General features: G+C 69.7%; 15 protein-coding genes. 8 read left to right on the forward strand and 7 right to left on the reverse strand.

Going from position 1 to position 15,233, the window contains the following annotated elements:
- Positions 1–90 precede the first annotated feature (90 nt).
- The 4 genes from ACTJJP_RS04140 (at position 91) to dhaM (ending at position 3,307) form a co-directional block, all read left to right on the forward strand.
- The gene (locus ACTJJP_RS04140) at positions 91–840 is read left to right on the forward strand and encodes a lysophospholipid acyltransferase family protein (RefSeq protein WP_440773764.1); all 750 of its coding nucleotides are present in this window, start codon (positions 91–93) and stop codon (positions 838–840) included.
- Between the two features lie 93 nt (positions 841–933).
- Positions 934–1,929 carry a dihydroxyacetone kinase subunit DhaK gene (dhaK, locus tag ACTJJP_RS04145; protein WP_440773765.1) on the forward strand — a complete coding sequence of 332 codons (996 nt, stop codon included), beginning with the start codon at positions 934–936 and terminating at the stop codon, positions 1,927–1,929.
- Positions 1,926–2,564, forward strand: coding sequence for a dihydroxyacetone kinase subunit DhaL (gene dhaL / locus ACTJJP_RS04150; RefSeq protein ID WP_440773766.1), 639 nt, complete (start codon positions 1,926–1,928; stop codon positions 2,562–2,564). The genes dhaK and dhaL overlap by 4 nt, the downstream gene beginning before the upstream one ends.
- Positions 2,561–3,307 carry a dihydroxyacetone kinase phosphoryl donor subunit DhaM gene (dhaM, locus tag ACTJJP_RS04155; RefSeq protein WP_440773767.1) on the forward strand — a complete coding sequence of 249 codons (747 nt, stop codon included), beginning with the start codon at positions 2,561–2,563 and terminating at the stop codon, positions 3,305–3,307. The genes dhaL and dhaM overlap by 4 nt, the downstream gene beginning before the upstream one ends.
- Positions 3,308–3,333: 26 nt before the next feature.
- On the opposite strand, the gene ACTJJP_RS04160 is transcribed toward dhaM, so the two are convergent.
- Positions 3,334–4,299: a sugar-binding domain-containing protein gene (locus tag ACTJJP_RS04160; RefSeq protein WP_183418123.1), complete on the reverse strand. Its 966-nt coding sequence runs from the start codon at positions 4,297–4,299 to the stop codon at positions 3,334–3,336.
- 110 nt (positions 4,300–4,409) lie between these two features.
- On the opposite strand from ACTJJP_RS04160, the gene ACTJJP_RS04165 reads away from it, so the two are divergent.
- The 3 genes from ACTJJP_RS04165 (at position 4,410) to glpK (ending at position 8,591) form a co-directional block, all read left to right on the forward strand.
- The gene (locus ACTJJP_RS04165; RefSeq protein ID WP_440773768.1) at positions 4,410–6,128 is read left to right on the forward strand and encodes an FAD-dependent oxidoreductase; all 1,719 of its coding nucleotides are present in this window, start codon (positions 4,410–4,412) and stop codon (positions 6,126–6,128) included.
- A gap of 123 nt (positions 6,129–6,251) precedes the next feature.
- Positions 6,252–7,007 carry an MIP/aquaporin family protein gene (locus ACTJJP_RS04170; RefSeq protein WP_440773769.1) on the forward strand — a complete coding sequence of 252 codons (756 nt, stop codon included), beginning with the start codon at positions 6,252–6,254 and terminating at the stop codon, positions 7,005–7,007.
- 72 nt (positions 7,008–7,079) lie between these two features.
- A complete protein-coding gene (gene glpK, locus ACTJJP_RS04175) occupies positions 7,080–8,591 on the forward strand; it encodes a glycerol kinase GlpK (protein WP_440773770.1) in 1,512 nt (503 codons plus the stop codon).
- A gap of 215 nt (positions 8,592–8,806) precedes the next feature.
- Here glpK and ACTJJP_RS04180 read toward each other — a convergent pair whose 3' ends face one another.
- Together ACTJJP_RS04180 and ACTJJP_RS04185 are read right to left on the reverse strand one after the other, a co-directional pair.
- The gene (locus tag ACTJJP_RS04180) at positions 8,807–9,286 is read right to left on the reverse strand and encodes a hypothetical protein (RefSeq protein ID WP_440773771.1); all 480 of its coding nucleotides are present in this window, start codon (positions 9,284–9,286) and stop codon (positions 8,807–8,809) included.
- A 78-nt stretch (positions 9,287–9,364) separates the two neighbouring features.
- Positions 9,365–9,835, reverse strand: a complete 471-nt coding sequence (locus ACTJJP_RS04185; protein ID WP_440773772.1) for an OsmC family protein — start codon at positions 9,833–9,835, stop codon at positions 9,365–9,367.
- Positions 9,836–9,938: 103 nt separating this feature from the next.
- On the opposite strand from ACTJJP_RS04185, the gene ACTJJP_RS04190 reads away from it, so the two are divergent.
- Positions 9,939–10,919 carry an asparaginase gene (locus ACTJJP_RS04190; protein WP_440773773.1) on the forward strand — a complete coding sequence of 327 codons (981 nt, stop codon included), beginning with the start codon at positions 9,939–9,941 and terminating at the stop codon, positions 10,917–10,919.
- 17 nt (positions 10,920–10,936) lie between these two features.
- On the opposite strand, the gene ACTJJP_RS04195 is transcribed toward ACTJJP_RS04190, so the two are convergent.
- The 4 genes from ACTJJP_RS04195 to ACTJJP_RS04210 all read right to left on the reverse strand — a co-directional run bounded on the left by ACTJJP_RS04195 (position 10,937) and on the right by ACTJJP_RS04210 (position 15,204).
- On the reverse strand, positions 10,937–12,469 hold the full coding sequence (locus ACTJJP_RS04195; protein WP_440773774.1) for an APC family permease: 1,533 nt from the start codon (positions 12,467–12,469) through the stop codon (positions 10,937–10,939).
- A gap of 210 nt (positions 12,470–12,679) precedes the next feature.
- Positions 12,680–13,453, reverse strand: coding sequence for a PP2C family protein-serine/threonine phosphatase (locus ACTJJP_RS04200; protein WP_440773775.1), 774 nt, complete (start codon positions 13,451–13,453; stop codon positions 12,680–12,682).
- A gap of 252 nt (positions 13,454–13,705) precedes the next feature.
- Entirely contained in the window at positions 13,706–14,353 is a 648-nt protein-coding gene (locus tag ACTJJP_RS04205) for a large exoprotein (protein ID WP_440773776.1), read from the reverse strand.
- 95 nt (positions 14,354–14,448) lie between these two features.
- The gene (locus tag ACTJJP_RS04210) at positions 14,449–15,204 is read right to left on the reverse strand and encodes a YaaA family protein (protein ID WP_440773777.1); all 756 of its coding nucleotides are present in this window, start codon (positions 15,202–15,204) and stop codon (positions 14,449–14,451) included.
- Positions 15,205–15,233 lie beyond the last annotated feature (29 nt).

Below are 15,233 nucleotides of genomic sequence, written 5' to 3' on the forward strand. Positions count from 1 at the left end.
GGGGACGCCCCCATCTTTGCGCATTCCGCTTTGCCGCGGCTGGGAGTCCCCATGCGCGCGCCGGTATGCAGCGGCGAGTAATCTCATCGGGTGAGTTCCGACCTGCCCGCCGAACCCCCCGCAGCACGGCCGCAGCAGATGGGCGTCACGTACCTCCTCGGGCGCTCCCTCATCGCGCCGCTGGCCCGCGCCGTCTACCGACCCCGTGTGGAGGGCCGTGAGAACGTCCCGCGCACCGGTCCCGTCATCTTCGCCAGCAACCATCTGTCGTTCATCGATTCCATCGCGATCCCGGTGGCCGCCCCCCGGCCGGTGCACTTCATGGCGAAGGCCGCGTACTTCGAGAAGTGGGCGTCACGGCAGTTCTTCACCGCGATCGGCGCGATCGGCGTCGAACGGGGAGCGGGCCAGAAAGCGCTCGAGGCCCTCGACCAGCAGCGCGCCCTTCTCGAAGACGGCCGCGCGGTGGCGCTGTACCCCGAGGGCACGCGCTCACTCGACGGTCGACTGTACAAGGGCCGCACCGGAGTCGCCTTCCTCGCGCTGCAGACCGGTGCGCCCGTCGTGCCCGTGGGCCTCATCGGGACGGATGCGGTCATGCCCGTCGGTGCGAAGTTCCCGAGCACGAAGCCGCGCATCACGGTGCGCTTCGGCGCCCCGCTCGATCTGTCGCCTCACGGTCCCGCATCGTCGGGACGCGCCCGCCGCGGGGCGACGGACGAGATCATGGCCGCGATCCACGCCCTCAGCGAGCAGGAACTCGCGGGCGCCTACAACGAGGCCCCCGCGCAGAATCCGATCGAGCGCATCAAGCAGGTCCTCCCGCACGAACGCCTCTGACTTCGCGCCGCGCACCCTTGACGCGGCGGCGACCGACGAGCATCGTCGGGTGTGCGACGGCTCGCGCCGTCCACGCCACGACGAGGAGGCACCGTGAAGAAGTTCGTGAACGACCCGGGCGATGTACTGGCCGAGGCCCTGCGGGGAATCGACGCCGCCTACCCCGAGCTGAAGGTGGATGCCGAGAACCGCGTCATCTCGCGCGCGGAGCCGACCCGCCAGGGGAAGGTCGCACTAGTGTCGGGTGGAGGTTCCGGCCACGAGCCGCTGCACGGCGGGTTCGTGGGACGAGGCATGCTCGACGCGGCCGCCGCCGGTGAGGTGTTCACGTCTCCGACCCCCGACCAGGTGCTCGCGGCGACGCAGGCAGTGGACTCCGGGGCCGGAGTGCTGCACATCGTGAAGAACTACACCGGCGACGTGCTGAACTTCGAGATGGCGGCCGAGCTCGCCGCGGCCGAGGGCGTGCAGGTCGAGTCGGTCGTCGTCGCCGACGACGTCGCCGTCACGGACTCCACCTGGACCGCCGGCCGTCGCGGCACCGGCACCACCGTCATCCTCGAGAAGATCGTCGGCGCCCTCGCGGAGGAGGGAGCCGACCTCTCCGCCGTCGCCGAGCTCGCGCGACGCGTCTCGTCCGCGGGCCGGTCGATGGGCGTGGCCCTGACCAGCTGCACCGTTCCCGCCGCGGGCCGCCCCACCTTCGAGCTCCCGGACGACGAGATGGAGGTCGGCGTCGGCATCCACGGCGAGCCCGGTCGCTCGCGCGTGAAGCTGGCATCCGCCCACGAGATCGCCGGGCTGATGGTCGACCCGATCGTGCATGATTTCGGCGACCCCGTGGGTCCGGCGATCGTGCTGCTGTCGGGCCTGGGCGGCACCCCGCTCATCGAGCAGTACCTGCTGTACGCAGAGATCGCTCCGCTGCTCGCCGCGGCAGGCGTCGAGGTGCAGCGGGTGCTGATCGGCGACTACATCACCAGCCTCGACATGGCCGGGGCATCGCTCACGGTCGTGAAGGCCGACGACGAGATGATCCGCCTGTGGGACGCCCCCGTCGTGACGCCGGGCCTGCGGTGGGGCGCATGAGCGGCACCGTCTCGACCGACGACCTGGTGGCGTGGATCCGTGCGTTCCGCGACGCCGTTCAGCAGCACAAGGACGAACTCACGCGGCTCGACTCCGAGATCGGCGACGCCGACCACGGCTCCAATATGGCGCGCGGCCTCGACGCGGTGGTGGCCAAACTCGGCGAGACGCCGGCGAGCGCCCCCGAACTCTTCAAGACCGTCGGCATGATCTTGGTCTCCTCTGTCGGCGGCGCCAGCGGCCCCCTGTACGGGACGCTGTTCCTGCGCATGGGCCCCGCCCTGTCGTCCGACGATGCGGATGCCGCCGCGCTCGGGGCCGCCCTCCGCGCGGGAGTCGAGGGCGTCGTCGCCCGCGGCAAGGCAGAGCTCGGAGACAAGACGATGATCGACGCCCTCCTCCCGGCCCTGGATGCCTGGGACGCCGCGGCCGGCGGCGGCGCCACCCCGGCCGAGGCCGCCCGTGCGGCCGCGGAGGCAGCCGCGCGCGGTCGCGACGCGACCGAACCACTGGTCGCCCGCAAGGGGCGCGCGAGCTACCTGGGCGAGCGCAGCGCCGGGCATCTCGATCCGGGGGCGACCTCGGCGACCCTGCTCCTCGAGGCGCTGCGCGACACGCTGGCGGGCGCCGAGTGATCGGGATCGTCGCCGTCTCGCACAGCCGCACCCTGGCCGAGGCGGCGGTCGAGCTCGCTCTCCAGATGGGCGGCGCCGAGCCGCCGGTGGTGCGGGTGGCCGCGGGCGGCCCCGACGGCGATCTCGGGACGGATGCCGTGGCCATCGCCGCCGCCGTCGACGAGGCCGACACGGGCGACGGCGTGCTCGTGCTCATGGACCTGGGCTCGGCAATCCTCAGCGCCGAGACGGCGCTCGAGTTCGTCGGCGCTCCCGACCGGGTGCGGTTGAGTTCGGCGCCGTTCGTGGAGGGGCTCGTCGCCGCGGTGGTCACGGCCACGAGCGGGGCGGATCTCACGGCGGTGGCGGCTGAGGTGTCCGACGCGGGCGACGCGAAGCGACGTCAGCTCGGCGAGGCCGCCGATGCGCCGGAAGGCGGGCGCGTTCCGGACGACGGCGGCCCGGTATCCGCGGACGGGTCGCAGGAGGCGGAGTCGTTCGAGGCGGTCGTCACGAATCCGTCGGGCCTGCACGCACGGCCCGCCGCGACCTTCGTCAAAGCCGCGTCGCGGTACGACGCCGATGTCCGCATCGTCGACCTCGACGCGGGCGGCGATGAGGTGTCGGCGCGCAGTCTGCTCGCACTCATGGCCCTGGGGGTGCGACAGGGGTCGCGCGTGCGTGTGAGCGCGACGGGACCGCAGGCCAGACCCGCGCTCGCCGAACTCCGCGCGCTCATCGACGACGGCTTCGGCGAGCTCTGAATCCGGACCTCGCGACCCCGGTGTGCTCAGCGGGTGACGCTGAGCAGACGGCGCGCCAGCGCCTCCTCGACGACGAGCTCGGTGATCAGTCCCGCGGCGAGGGCCCCCCGCAGACCGTCGAGCTTCGACAGGCTCGAGACGACGCAGAACCGCCGGGGAATGCGGCGGACGGTGTCGAGGTCGGGCCCGCTGGAGCGGGCGTTCAGCTCCGGGATGTCGCTGGACCCGTCCGCACGGTAGAACACCGTCGCGCAGTCGCCGACGACCCCCTCCCGCTCGATCACCGCACGGTCGCGTTCGTCGAAGTAGTCGCCGCTGTAGACGTGCGACGGGACGTCGGCGTGGGGTGAGCCGAGGCCGAAGACGAACAGCCCCACCCGCTGCTGGATCTCCAGCACCGACCGCACCGAGCGCTCCCGCCACATGGCGTGCTTGGTGCGCGGGTCGTCGAACAGCGCCGGCACCGGGAATTGGTGCACCGACGACGACCACGCCGCGCCGAACTTCGACAGGATCTCCCCGGCGTACGGGATGCCGGAGGTGCGGACGTTCGCGGCTCCGTTCATCTGCACGATGTGGGTGTCGTGCACGTCTTTGAGCGGCACGTGCCGAGCCACCGCCGACAGGGTCGACCCCCACGCCACCCCGACGGTCATGGATGACTCGACGCGCTCGGCGAGGATGCGCGCCGCGGTCAGCGCCGTCCGCTCGAGGCGCTCCGCCTCGGAGGTCCGTGCGGGCGTCGGCACGACGTGCGCGGTGATGCCGAACCGGTCGGCGATGCGTTGGGCCATCTGCCCGCGGGCGTCGTCGGGAGGACTGATCGAGATCGTGACGAGTCCCACGTCACGGGCGTGCTGCAGAAGACGCGACACCGACGAGCGCGAGACGCGCATCTCGTGGGCGATGGCATCCATCGTGAGGTCCTGCATGTAATACAGCTGCGCCGCGCGCAGTGCATCGCGGGAGCGCTCCTCGGCCTGCGTCGTCACGGTCTCATCGCCTTCACAGGACCCATTCTGCACGTTTGTTCAAGGGGCTTGCAACAACGTGCAGACAGGCGCATCCTCATCGTGTACCCCAACGAAAGGTCGCAGTCGACATGTCGTCCCCCGCAACTCCGCTCCGCGCCGATGTGCAGGCGCTCCGTGACGCCGAAGACCTCGACGTCCTGATCATCGGCGGGGGCATCAACGGCCTCGCCACTCTCCGCGACCTCGCCCTGCAGGGCGTGCGGGTCGCCCTCGTCGAACGGGGCGACTTCGTCTCGGGAGCGTCCTCGGCGTCGAGCCACATGGTGCACGGCGGCATCCGCTACCTCGAGAACGGCGAGTTCCGCCTCGTGAAGGAGGCGGTGACCGAGCGCAACGATCTGCTCAAGACCGCTCCTCACTACGTCAAGCCGCTCGAGACCACGATCCCGATCTACAAGACCTTCTCCGGCATCCTCTCCGCTCCCTTCCGTCTGCTCGTCACGCACGGCCGCGGTAAGCCGAACGAGCGCGGCGCCCTGCTGATCAAGGTCGGCCTCATCATGTACGACACCTTCTCCCGCGACGGTGGCAGCGTCCCCCGTCACAAGTTCCTGGGCAAGAAGAAGTCGCTGGCCGAGCTCCCGCAGCTCAATTCCGACCTCGCCTACACCGCGACCTACTTCGACGCCTCCATGCACGACCCGGAGCGCATCGCCCTCGACGTGCTGCGCGACGGCATCGAAGCCGGTGCGGGTCGCACGCAGGCCGTGAACTACATCTCGGCCGTGGGAGCCGACGCCGACGGCGTCCGCGTCCGCGACGAGGTCTCGGGCGAGGAGTTCAGCGTCAGGGCGAAGGTCGTGCTGAACACGGCCGGCCCCTGGACCGACCTGGCCAACGCGGCCATGGGACTCGAGACGACCTTCATGGGCGGCACCAAGGGCTCGCACATCGTCCTCGACAACCCCGAGCTGCTCGCAGCCACCGGGGGACGCGAGATCTTCTTCGAACACTCCGACGGCCGCATCGTCCTCATCTACCCGCTCAAGGGGCGCGTGCTCGTCGGCACCACCGACATCGACGCCGATCCGTCCAAGCCGGTCGTGTGCACCGACGACGAGATCGCCTACTTCTTCGACCTCATCGGACATGTGTTCCCGAACATCGGAGTGGACCGCTCCCAGATCGTCTACACGTTCTCGGGCATCCGTCCGCTCCCCCGCCATGACGACACCGCCCCCGGCTTCGTGTCGAGGGATTACCGCATCGTCGAGGACGAGATCGCCGGCGTTCCCGCCATGAGTCTCGTCGGTGGCAAGTGGACCACCTTCCGCGCCCTCGCCGAGCACCTGAGCATGAAGACGCTGCAGAAACTGCGTCGGCCGCATCGCGTCAGCACGCAGGGGCTGCCCATCGGCGGCGGCGCCGGATTCCCGGCCACCCCCGAGCAGCGTCGTCGCTGGGTCTCCGCGCGCACGAATGCGCACGACGCCGACCTCGTCGAAGCGATGCTCGAGCGCTACGGTACCCGTGCGGACGCCATCCTCGCCGCCCTGCCGTCGGAGCCGACCCCGGTCCCCGACGCCCCCGGCTACTACCGGGAAGAGCTCACCTGGATCGCCGAGAACGAGCAGGTCGTGCACCTCATCGACGTGCTGCTGCGCCGGACGCACCTGGCGTTCGTCGGCGGCATGACCGATCGCACGCTCCGCGAGGTCGCCGAGACGATCGCGGCACCGCTCGGGTGGGACGCCGACCGCATCGACGAGGAAGTCACCCGCACCACGGAGATCCTGCGGTCCGCGCACCGCGTGGACCTCGCGCAGGCCGGGGTCGCTCGAATCTGAGAGAACGTGCGGGCGCGCCGTCTGTTGCGCGCCCGCACGCCGGTCGTAGGTTCAGAGCACTGAGCCGCACAACATCACCCGCGCCGAAGTTGTCCGGGTGACCGAAGAAAGGTCGATGACGACATGCAAGAAGTGAACCTGGGGCTGTACTTCCTCTCGGAGGTGGTCGGCACCGCGATGCTCATCCTGCTGGGCTGCGGCGTGGTCGCGAACGTGGCACTGGCCAAGACCAAGGGCAACGCCGGCGGATTCCTGATGGTCAACTGGGGATGGGGTCTGGCGGTCTTCGCCGGTGTCATCGTCTCCGCGTATTCCGGGGCACAGCTGAACCCCGCCGTCTCGATCGGCCTGCTGGTGGCCGGCAAGATCGTCTTCGTCCAGTTCCTCGTGGCCGTCGCCGCGCAGATGGTGGGTGCCATCCTCGGCGCCGTGCTCGCCTGGGCGTCCTACAAGCAGCACTTCGACGACGAGCCCGACCCCGCCGCCAAGCTCGGCGTCTTCTCCACCGGCCCCGCCATCCGCTCCTACGGCTTCAACTTCCTCACCGAGGTCATCGCCACCTTCGTCCTGGTGTTCGTGATCTTCGGCTTCAGCGACTACGGCGTGGCCGACATCGGCGTCCCGGGCGGCATCGGCGGTCTGGCTGCCGTCCCCGTGGCCCTGCTCGTCGTCGGCATCGGCGCCTCGTTGGGTGGCCCGACCGGCTACGCGATCAACCCCGCCCGTGACCTCGGACCCCGCATCGCCCACGCGATCCTGCCCATCAAGGGCAAGGGCGGCAGTGACTGGGGCTACGCCTGGGTCCCCGTGGCCGGCCCCCTCGTCGGTGGTCTGCTCGCCGGACTGCTGGCTCCGGTGCTCCTCGGCCTCAGCTCGTAATCCCCGGGGCGCCGCCGGCCCCCGACCCGCTTTTCCACCTCTTCCCCCGAAACAAGACAAAGGAGTCACTTCATGGCTGACTACGTCCTCGCCATCGACCAGGGCACGACCTCGACGCGCGCGATGATCTTCGACAAGTCCGGGAGCGTCGTCTCCGTCGGACAGAAGGAGCACGAGCAGATCTTCCCCCGCGCCGGCTGGGTCGAGCACGACCCGCTCGAGATCTGGCGCAACACCCAGGAGGTGATCGGCCTGGCCCTCAGCCGCGCCGACATCACCCGACACGACATCGCCGCGGTGGGCATCACCAACCAGCGCGAGACCGCCGTGGTCTGGGACAAGAACACCGGTAAGCCCGTCTACAACGCCATCGTCTGGCAGGACACGCGCACGCAGTCGATCGTCGACCGCCTCGCCGACGGCGACCCCGAGCGCTACAAGAGCATCGTGGGTCTGCCGCTGGCGACCTACTTCTCGGGCACCAAGATCGTCTGGATTCTCGAGAACGTCGACGGCGCCCGCGACAAAGCCGAATCCGGCGACCTCATCTTCGGCACCACCGACACCTGGGTGCTGTGGAACCTCACCGGCGGGACCGACGGCGGGGTCCACGCGACCGACGTCACCAACGCCAGCCGCACGCTGTTCATGGACCTCGAAACGCTCTCCTGGCGCGACGACATCCTCTCGGACTTCGGCGTACCGCGCTCGATGATGCCCGAGATCCGCTCCTCCTCCGAGGTGTACGGCGCGGTGGAGTCGTCGTCGCTGCTCCGCGAGACGCCGATCGCCGGCATCCTCGGCGACCAGCAGGCCGCGACCTTCGGGCAGGCCGCATACGACCCGGGCGAGAGCAAGAACACCTACGGAACCGGCAACTTCCTCATCTTCCAGACGGGTGAAGAGATCGTCCGGTCGAAGAACGGTCTGCTGACCACCCTCGGGTACAAGCTGGGCGATCAGCCCGCGCACTACGCGCTCGAGGGATCGATCGCCGTCACCGGCTCGCTCATCCAGTGGCTGCGCGACCAGCTGGGCATCATCTCCTCGGCCCCCGAGGTGGAGGCCCTGGCCCGTACCGTCGACGACAACGGCGGGGTGTACTTCGTCCCGGCGTTCTCGGGGCTCTTCGCGCCCTACTGGCGTCCCGACGCCCGTGGCGCCATCGTCGGCATGACCCGCTTCGTCAACAAGGGCCACATCGCCCGCGCGGCGCTGGAGGCCACGGCCTTCCAGACCCGCGAGGTGCTCGAGGCCGTGAACGCCGACTCGGGCGTTGATCTGACCGAGCTCAAGGTCGACGGCGGCATGACCGCCAACGACGAGCTCATGCAGTTCCAGGCCGACATCCTCGGCGTCCCGGTTGTTCGCCCCGTCGTCGCCGAGACCACGGCGCTCGGCGCCGCATACGCCGCGGGTCTCGCCGTGGGCTTCTGGGACAACCTCGACGACCTCCGCGCGAACTGGCAGGAGGACAAGCGCTGGGAGCCGAACATGGACTCCGGCGAGCGCGACCGCGAGCTGCGCCTGTGGAAGAAGGCCGTCACCAAGTCGATGGACTGGGTCGACGACGACGTCCGCTGACCCCGCTCTCGAGAACCCCGTCGGCTTTTGCCGGCGGGGTTCTCCCTTTCTCGGGCGGGGCCTGCTCGCACTCGGCGATCCGCGCATCCTGCACCGTCGGATCCCGGATGCCACGGAGAGCGGATCGATGACACCCGCGGCGCCGCTCCCGGTCCCCGAGCCTGCCGAACGGACCGAGCCCCCGAGGAGTGCCCGTTCTCATGGTGTCCGTTCGGTCAGCGCTTCGGCTTCGGGAACGCCGCGCGCACCGCATCCGACTGCAGGTAGTCCGAGACTCCGATCAGCAGGATCGCGAAGAGGATCTGTTCGGTGACCACCCAGAACGGGTAGAGGCCGGGGATAGCCGCGAGGACGAGCGCGACGACGGGGAAGATGCGGCTGAACAGCTGCAGACGCCGGAACGCCCAGTACCATCCCGCCCGCGCCCGCCAGAGGAAGTAGAACAGCGTGGTGGTGATCGCCGGCACCACGAGGCAGCGCATCCACACCGCGAACCCGACGTCGTCGCCGTTCAGCGTCATCACGAAGGCGATGGCCACGGTCGCGACGCCGAGCACGAAGCCGGCGGCCAGCAGGAGGGTCATCGCGCGGAACGCGCGCCCGACCTTCGGCTCCTCGGAGACGGCCACGCGATGGTGGGCCATGCGCCCGCCGGCGAATCGGTCGAGGCGGCGCAGGGCGGGTTCGAGCTGCATGCGCTTACTGTACGACGCCGCTCCCGCACCGCCGTCTCCGGTGCCGCCGGTCGCCATCGCCCTCCCCGCGCGTCACCCTCAGCCGACGGTGATCTCCGGCTCGTGTCGGACGGGGAAGTTGACCGAGTTCGCGATGAAGCACCACTCGCGCGCCTGTCGATGCGCCGCGCGGGCGGCATCCACCATCGACTCGTCCGCGACTCGCACGCGGGGGCGCAGCACCACCTCGGTGAACGCTCCGCCGCTGTTGCCGTCCTCCTGCATCGTGCCGATCGCGTCGTCCTCGTACGCGGTGACGACGACCCCGGTCGTGGTGCACGCGTGCAGGTAGGACAACAGGTGGCACTCGCTGAGAGCCGCGAGCAGCAACTCCTCGGGGTTCCACTTGGCCGGGTCGCCCCGGAAGGGTTTGTCGGCGGATGCCGCGATGACCGGCTTGCCCTTGACCTCGAGGGTGACGGCGCGGTCGTAGTCGCGGTAGCCGCTGGTGCCGCTCCCCCGGTCGCCGGTCCAGGTCGATCGCAAGCGATAGTGATGCTCTCCGTTCATGCCCCCAGTCTGCCGCCCCCGGTTCCTGTTCGGGCCGCTCGCCCTCGCGGGTTCGCCCCGGCGCCACCGGTGCCCCTGGAGGTGTCCGGGATACGATGGAAGGATGCCCACGCCCCCCGCTTTCGCCGAGCTCGCCGTCGTCGACCGCAACGGATTTCCCGAGTCACGGCACCACGGTGTCGCGGTCGTACTCGCCCCCGACGGGTCCGAGAAGCTCGCCCTCGGCGACGCCACGGCCGCCTTCCTCCCCCGTTCGAGCATGAAGCCCCTGCAGGCGCTCGCGTGCCTGTCAGCCGGGGTCGACCTCGCCGACGAGCGACTCGCGATCTCGATGGCGAGTCACTGCGGCACCGAGCGGCACGTCGAGGTCGCCCGCGGCATCCTGCAGTCGGCGGGACTGACCGAGGACGACCTGGGCTGCCCCGCCGCGTGGCCGACCGACACCGCGTCGCGCGACGAAATCGTACGCGACCATGGTGCGCCCTCGCCGCTGCGCATGAACTGCTCGGGCAAGCACGCGGCCATGCTGCTCACCTGCGTCGCGAACGGGTGGGCGACCGAGGGGTATCTCGATCCCCAGCACCCCCTTCAGGTGCACATCCGCGAGGTGATCGAGCGTCTCGTCGGCGAGCGACTCACCACCACCGCGATCGACGGCTGCGGAGCACCGGTCTACGCGATGAGCCTCGTGGGCCTGGCGCGTGCCATCCAGCGCATCGCGACGTCGTCGGAGCGGTCGCCCTTCGCCCTGCACCGCAGCGCCGGAACACTGGTGCGCGCCGTGCGCGAGCACCCCTGGACGATCGACGGGCCGGGCCGCCCCGATACCGTCGTCATCGAGCGTCTCGGCGTCTTCAGCAAGATGGGCGCCGAGGGCGTTCAGGTCATGACCGCACCCGACGGCACGACGGTCGCCCTGAAGATGCTCGACGGGTCGAACCGCGCAGGGCACGTGGTCGCTCTGCGCCTGTTGGAACGTGTCGGAGCGCTCGCACCGGATGCCGTTGCCGACGTCCTCTCCCACCTGTCTCTGTCGGTGCTCGGCGGTGGCCACGAGGTCGGCGCCATCCGTTCCGCCGTCTGAGGGCGACGACCCGGGGCTCAGATGCCGCCGTCGACCGACCTCGGGTAGGCGATCGGCTCGTCGGGCACGAGCACCTCGGTGTCGCGGTTCAGGCTCTCGCCCCGGAAGAACGGCTTCGCCCCGGGGAAGGCGAACCAGATCAGCATGAGCACGACTCCGACCGCGAGCGCTCCGATCCCCACGACGAAAGTCCCCCCGATCCCGAGCAGCACCGTGTTGCCGTACTCGGGGTCGTACATGTCGATCGCCGACTGGATGAAGGCGTAGGTGAGCATGAGGGCTCCGAGAAGCGGCAGGATGCCACGGGTGACGAGGTTCTTCGCCGAGCTGGTCAGCTCACGGCGGAAGTACCAGACGCAGGCGTACCCGGTCATCGCGTAGTAGAACGCGATCGCTAGTCCGAGGGACAGGATCGAATCCTGCAGGATGTTGTCGCTGATCAGCGTCATGCCTACGTAGTACACGCTCGCGACGATGCCCATCACGAGCGTCGAGAACGACGGAGTGCGGTAGCGGGGGTGCACCGTCTGGAAACGGCGCGGCAGGGCCTTGTACGCCGCCATGGCCAGGGTTCCGCGCGCGGTGGGGAGGATGGTCGTCTGCGTCGACGACACCGCGGAGATGAGCACCGCGATGATGAGCACCCACCCGAAGGGCCCGAACAGATCGTCCTTCAACGCGAGGAAGACGTCGTCGGCGTTCTCGGCGTTGGCGAGGCCCGAGCCGTCTTCGCCGACACCGGCGTACATCATGGCTGCCACGGTCACCGTGACGTACGTGCCGAGCAGGATCACGGTCGTCAGCAGGGCCGCCCGACCGGGGATGCGGGTGGGGTCCTTGGTCTCCTCGTTGAGGGCGAGACAGGTGTCCCAGCCCCAGTAGATGAACAGCGCCAGCAGAACAGCCTCGATGAAGCCGCTGTAGTCGCTGAAGCCGAACGGGTTGAACCACGCGAAGTCGAACGGGGTCGGATGGGGGGCGGTGCCGTCGAAGAACTTCCACAGCGCCAGCACCACGAACAACGCCAGCACCAGGTATTGCACCCCGAGCAGGACGTTCTGGATTCGCTCGCCGATCTCCACCCCGCGGTAGCTGACGTAGGTCATCGCCGCGATGAAGGCGACACCCGTCGCCGTGACGAGCGGCACGTTCTCCGCCAGGGACCCGTCGCCGAACAGCGACCACAGGTAGATGCCTGCGATCTGGGAGAGGTTCGCCAGCACCACCATGCCGGCCACGGCCACGCCCCACCCGCCCATCCACCCGATCCACGGCCCGAAAGCCTTGGTGCTCCACGTGAACGTCGTGCCGCAGTCGGGCACATCGTTGTTCAGCTCGCGGTAGGCGAACGCGATGAACAGCATCGGGACGAACGCGATGATGAAGGCGATGGGTGCCGAGGACCCCACGGCGAGCACGACGAAGCCCAGGGTGGCCACGAGGGAGTACACCGGGGCCGTGGATGCGAGACCGATCACGGTCGAGCCCCACAACCCCAGGGTGCCGGAGGCCAGGCCCTTGCCGGCCGTGCGTTCGGGTGCAGCGGTCATGTCCTGAACGTAGGATCCGTGGCCCACCGCGGTCAAGCGCAGGCGTCGAGTCGGGCGAGGCGCGATGTCAGGCGTCGCCGTCGCGCCGGCCTCGGGCGCACCACGTGATCGCGCGTCGCGGCGGGGCCGTCGGGCGGCGCGGCGATCTCAGCGACGCCGGGGCGGGCGGGCGCAGACGGCGGGCGTCACGGCCGCAGGGACGTCGGGATGTCAGGCGTCGCGGCGCACGACGTCGAGGATGACGATGGTGATGTTGTCGCGGCCGCCGTTCTCGAGGGCAGCCGCCATCATCGCCTCGACGGCGGCGGCGGGGTCGGAGTTGGCCTCGAGGAAGTGACGGATGCCGAAGTCGGTGAGCTCTTTGGTGAGCCCGTCCGAGCAGATCACGAACCGATCGCCGTCGAGGACGTCGAGTCGCAGGTAGTCGGGCTTGACGCTGTCGCTGGGTCCGACGGCGCGGGTGATGACGTTGCCGTACGGGTGGTTCTCGGCCTCTTCGGGGCTGAGCCGACCCGCGGCGATGAGTTCTTGGACGACGGAGTGATCGGTGGTGACCTGCACGATCTCGCCGTCGCGCAGCACGTACACCCGCGAGTCGCCGATGTTCAGGGTGACCCAGTGGGGCTCTTCGGTATGCGTTTCGAGGTAGACCCCGGTGAGTGTCGTCCCGGTGCCCTCGTCGGTGGTCTCGGGATGCGAGACGATGTCTTTCACCGCGCGGGACAAGGCTTTCTCGATGTTCTTCGTCGAGACCGCGCCCCCTTCCACGACGGCACGCAGACGGTCGACCGTGCTCGCACTGGCGATCTCTCCGCCCAGATGACCGCCCATTCCGTCGGCGACGACGAAGAGCGGGAACTCGGCGAGGACGGCATCCTGATTGACCTCGCGCCGCCGACCGGTGTCGGTGCCCGCAGCCCACGACAGCTCCAGCGTCGTCGACCCCAACGGGACGTTGCGCGTGTGGGTGGTCACCTCGGGCACGAACGATCCTCCGGTTGGCCGACGACAGCGCCGGCGGAACCGCGCGGCTCTGTCATCCTAGTAGACGCCTGGACGCGAGCCGCGAACCTCCCCCTCGGGGTCGGTCCATCCGGGGGTCGCCCCGGTCCCCTGGGCGCATCTCACCTTCCGCTCGGATCAACCCCGAGGCAGCCCCTCGCCGGTCCCGATCGACACCTCCGGCCGCGGCGACGACGAAGGGCCCCTCGCACGCGCGAGAGGCCCTCCCCCGGATCAGTACTGCGGCGGAGCGGGCGGCGGGGGCGTGGTGCCCGGAGCCGGCGGAGGCGTGGAGCCGGTTGCGGGGCCGCCGTAGCCGGGGCCGCCGTAGCCGGGGCCGCCGGTGACCTGCTGGCCGGGCTGCACCGGCACACCCTCCCAGACGGTCTTGTCCGCGGCGATGGTGTTCGCCCACGGCGCCGGCGCGATGGCCGGGTTCCAGCGGGCGGAACCGAACGCGAGGATGCCGAGCCAGATCAGCGTCCCGATGCCGGGGATGAGCCACAGCAGCAGCAGCGGCCAGTCCTTGCCGAACTTCAGACCGATGCGCCAGGCGACCACGATGCTGGCCGCGACCGCGACGAGACCGAAGACGAAGCCGATGACCGGGATGTTGCTCAGGACGCTGGCACCGACGACCACGATCAGGTAGGCCCAGGGCGAGACGTCGCCGAGCTTCGCGGCCACGAGGGTGTTGTAGATCGGTACCCAGGCGCGCCACTTGCCCTGCACTCCGGCCTTCTCGAAGATCTTCATGAGGAAGAACGACGAGATGATGTAGCCCGCGAAGATGCTGATGAGCAGCAGGGGCAGAAGAACGATCAGGAACGCGAGGGCCGCGAGGCCGCTCCCGTCGTCGTAGGTGTAAGACGGATCACTCATGTGGATTCCTTTCCAGGCGAGTGCGCGACGAAGCATCCGTGCGCCCCGTGTGCTCACATGCTAGCGAAGCTGTGAGAACACTGAAAGACGCGTCTTCACCGCTGCACGACGAGGGCGATTTCGCCGTCTCGGCCATCGACGATCGTCCACCCCGACGATGTCGCCCACGCGCGAAGCTCGTCGACGTCCGCGATCTCCGGCCGATCGAGCGCGAGCGCACGAACGAACGCGCCCTTCGCGTGCTTGTTGAAGTGATTCAGAGCGCGCGCCGCTCCCCCCGGCGTCGGCGTCACGACACGGACGAACGCGGACGCGACGGTCGATGGAAGGGGCCCGAGTGCCACATACGCCTCCGATCGGAGGTCGAGCACGAAAGCAGGGGCGCTCGCGGCGATCGCATCGCGGACCGCCTCGGCCCAGATGCGTCGCAGCGACGTGACACCCGGGAGCGAGGTTCCCGCCGCCAGCCGATACGCCGGGATCAGATCGAGGGCGCCCACCGGGCCCAGAGGTGCCGACTGGATCGCGACGTGGGCCCCGAGCCACGACCGCGCCGCCTCGTCGAGAGACCCGGCATCCAGCGCGTCGTAGAGCACGCCGGTGTAGCGGTCGACGGCGGCCAGCGTGGGCGCGGTGCGAAGCGCGGCGTTGTCGGCGATCTCGTGACGGCGCTTGACGCTCAGCTTGAGCACCCGCGCGGCCGCGTCCTCATCGGCCGACAGGGTGATCAGGGCCTCCACGACGGCCTCGCGGGGCTCACGGAGGGCCGGGAAAGCGAGACGACCGATGTCGAGCGGGACGCTCTCGCCTCCGAGGCGCTTGGTCTCGGAAGGGGGAAGCAGGACGAGCATGTGCACTCCGGAAAAACGCGACGCGCGCC

This window comes from Microbacterium sp. 22296 (genome assembly GCF_052045385.1).
In the GTDB taxonomy this organism is placed as follows: domain Bacteria; phylum Actinomycetota; class Actinomycetes; order Actinomycetales; family Microbacteriaceae; genus Microbacterium.

Excerpts from the sequence above, each read along its gene's own strand:
- ACTJJP_RS04180 (WP_440773771.1), bottom strand. The coding sequence starts at position 9,286 with ATGCAGCTCGAACCCGCCCTGCGCCGCCTCGACCGATTCGCCGGCGGG.
- ACTJJP_RS04210 (WP_440773777.1), bottom strand. The coding sequence starts at position 15,204 with ATGCTCGTCCTGCTTCCCCCTTCCGAGACCAAGCGCCTCGGAGGCGAG.
- ACTJJP_RS04190 (WP_440773773.1), top strand. The coding sequence starts at position 9,939 with ATGCCCACGCCCCCCGCTTTCGCCGAGCTCGCCGTCGTCGACCGCAAC.
- dhaL (WP_440773766.1), top strand. The coding sequence starts at position 1,926 with ATGAGCGGCACCGTCTCGACCGACGACCTGGTGGCGTGGATCCGTGCG.
- ACTJJP_RS04195 (WP_440773774.1), bottom strand. The coding sequence starts at position 12,469 with ATGACCGCTGCACCCGAACGCACGGCCGGCAAGGGCCTGGCCTCCGGC.
- ACTJJP_RS04185 (WP_440773772.1), bottom strand. The coding sequence starts at position 9,835 with ATGAACGGAGAGCATCACTATCGCTTGCGATCGACCTGGACCGGCGAC.
- ACTJJP_RS04205 (WP_440773776.1), bottom strand. The coding sequence starts at position 14,353 with ATGAGTGATCCGTCTTACACCTACGACGACGGGAGCGGCCTCGCGGCC.
- glpK (WP_440773770.1), top strand. The coding sequence starts at position 7,080 with ATGGCTGACTACGTCCTCGCCATCGACCAGGGCACGACCTCGACGCGC.
- ACTJJP_RS04170 (WP_440773769.1), top strand. The coding sequence starts at position 6,252 with ATGCAAGAAGTGAACCTGGGGCTGTACTTCCTCTCGGAGGTGGTCGGC.
- ACTJJP_RS04165 (WP_440773768.1), top strand. The coding sequence starts at position 4,410 with ATGTCGTCCCCCGCAACTCCGCTCCGCGCCGATGTGCAGGCGCTCCGT.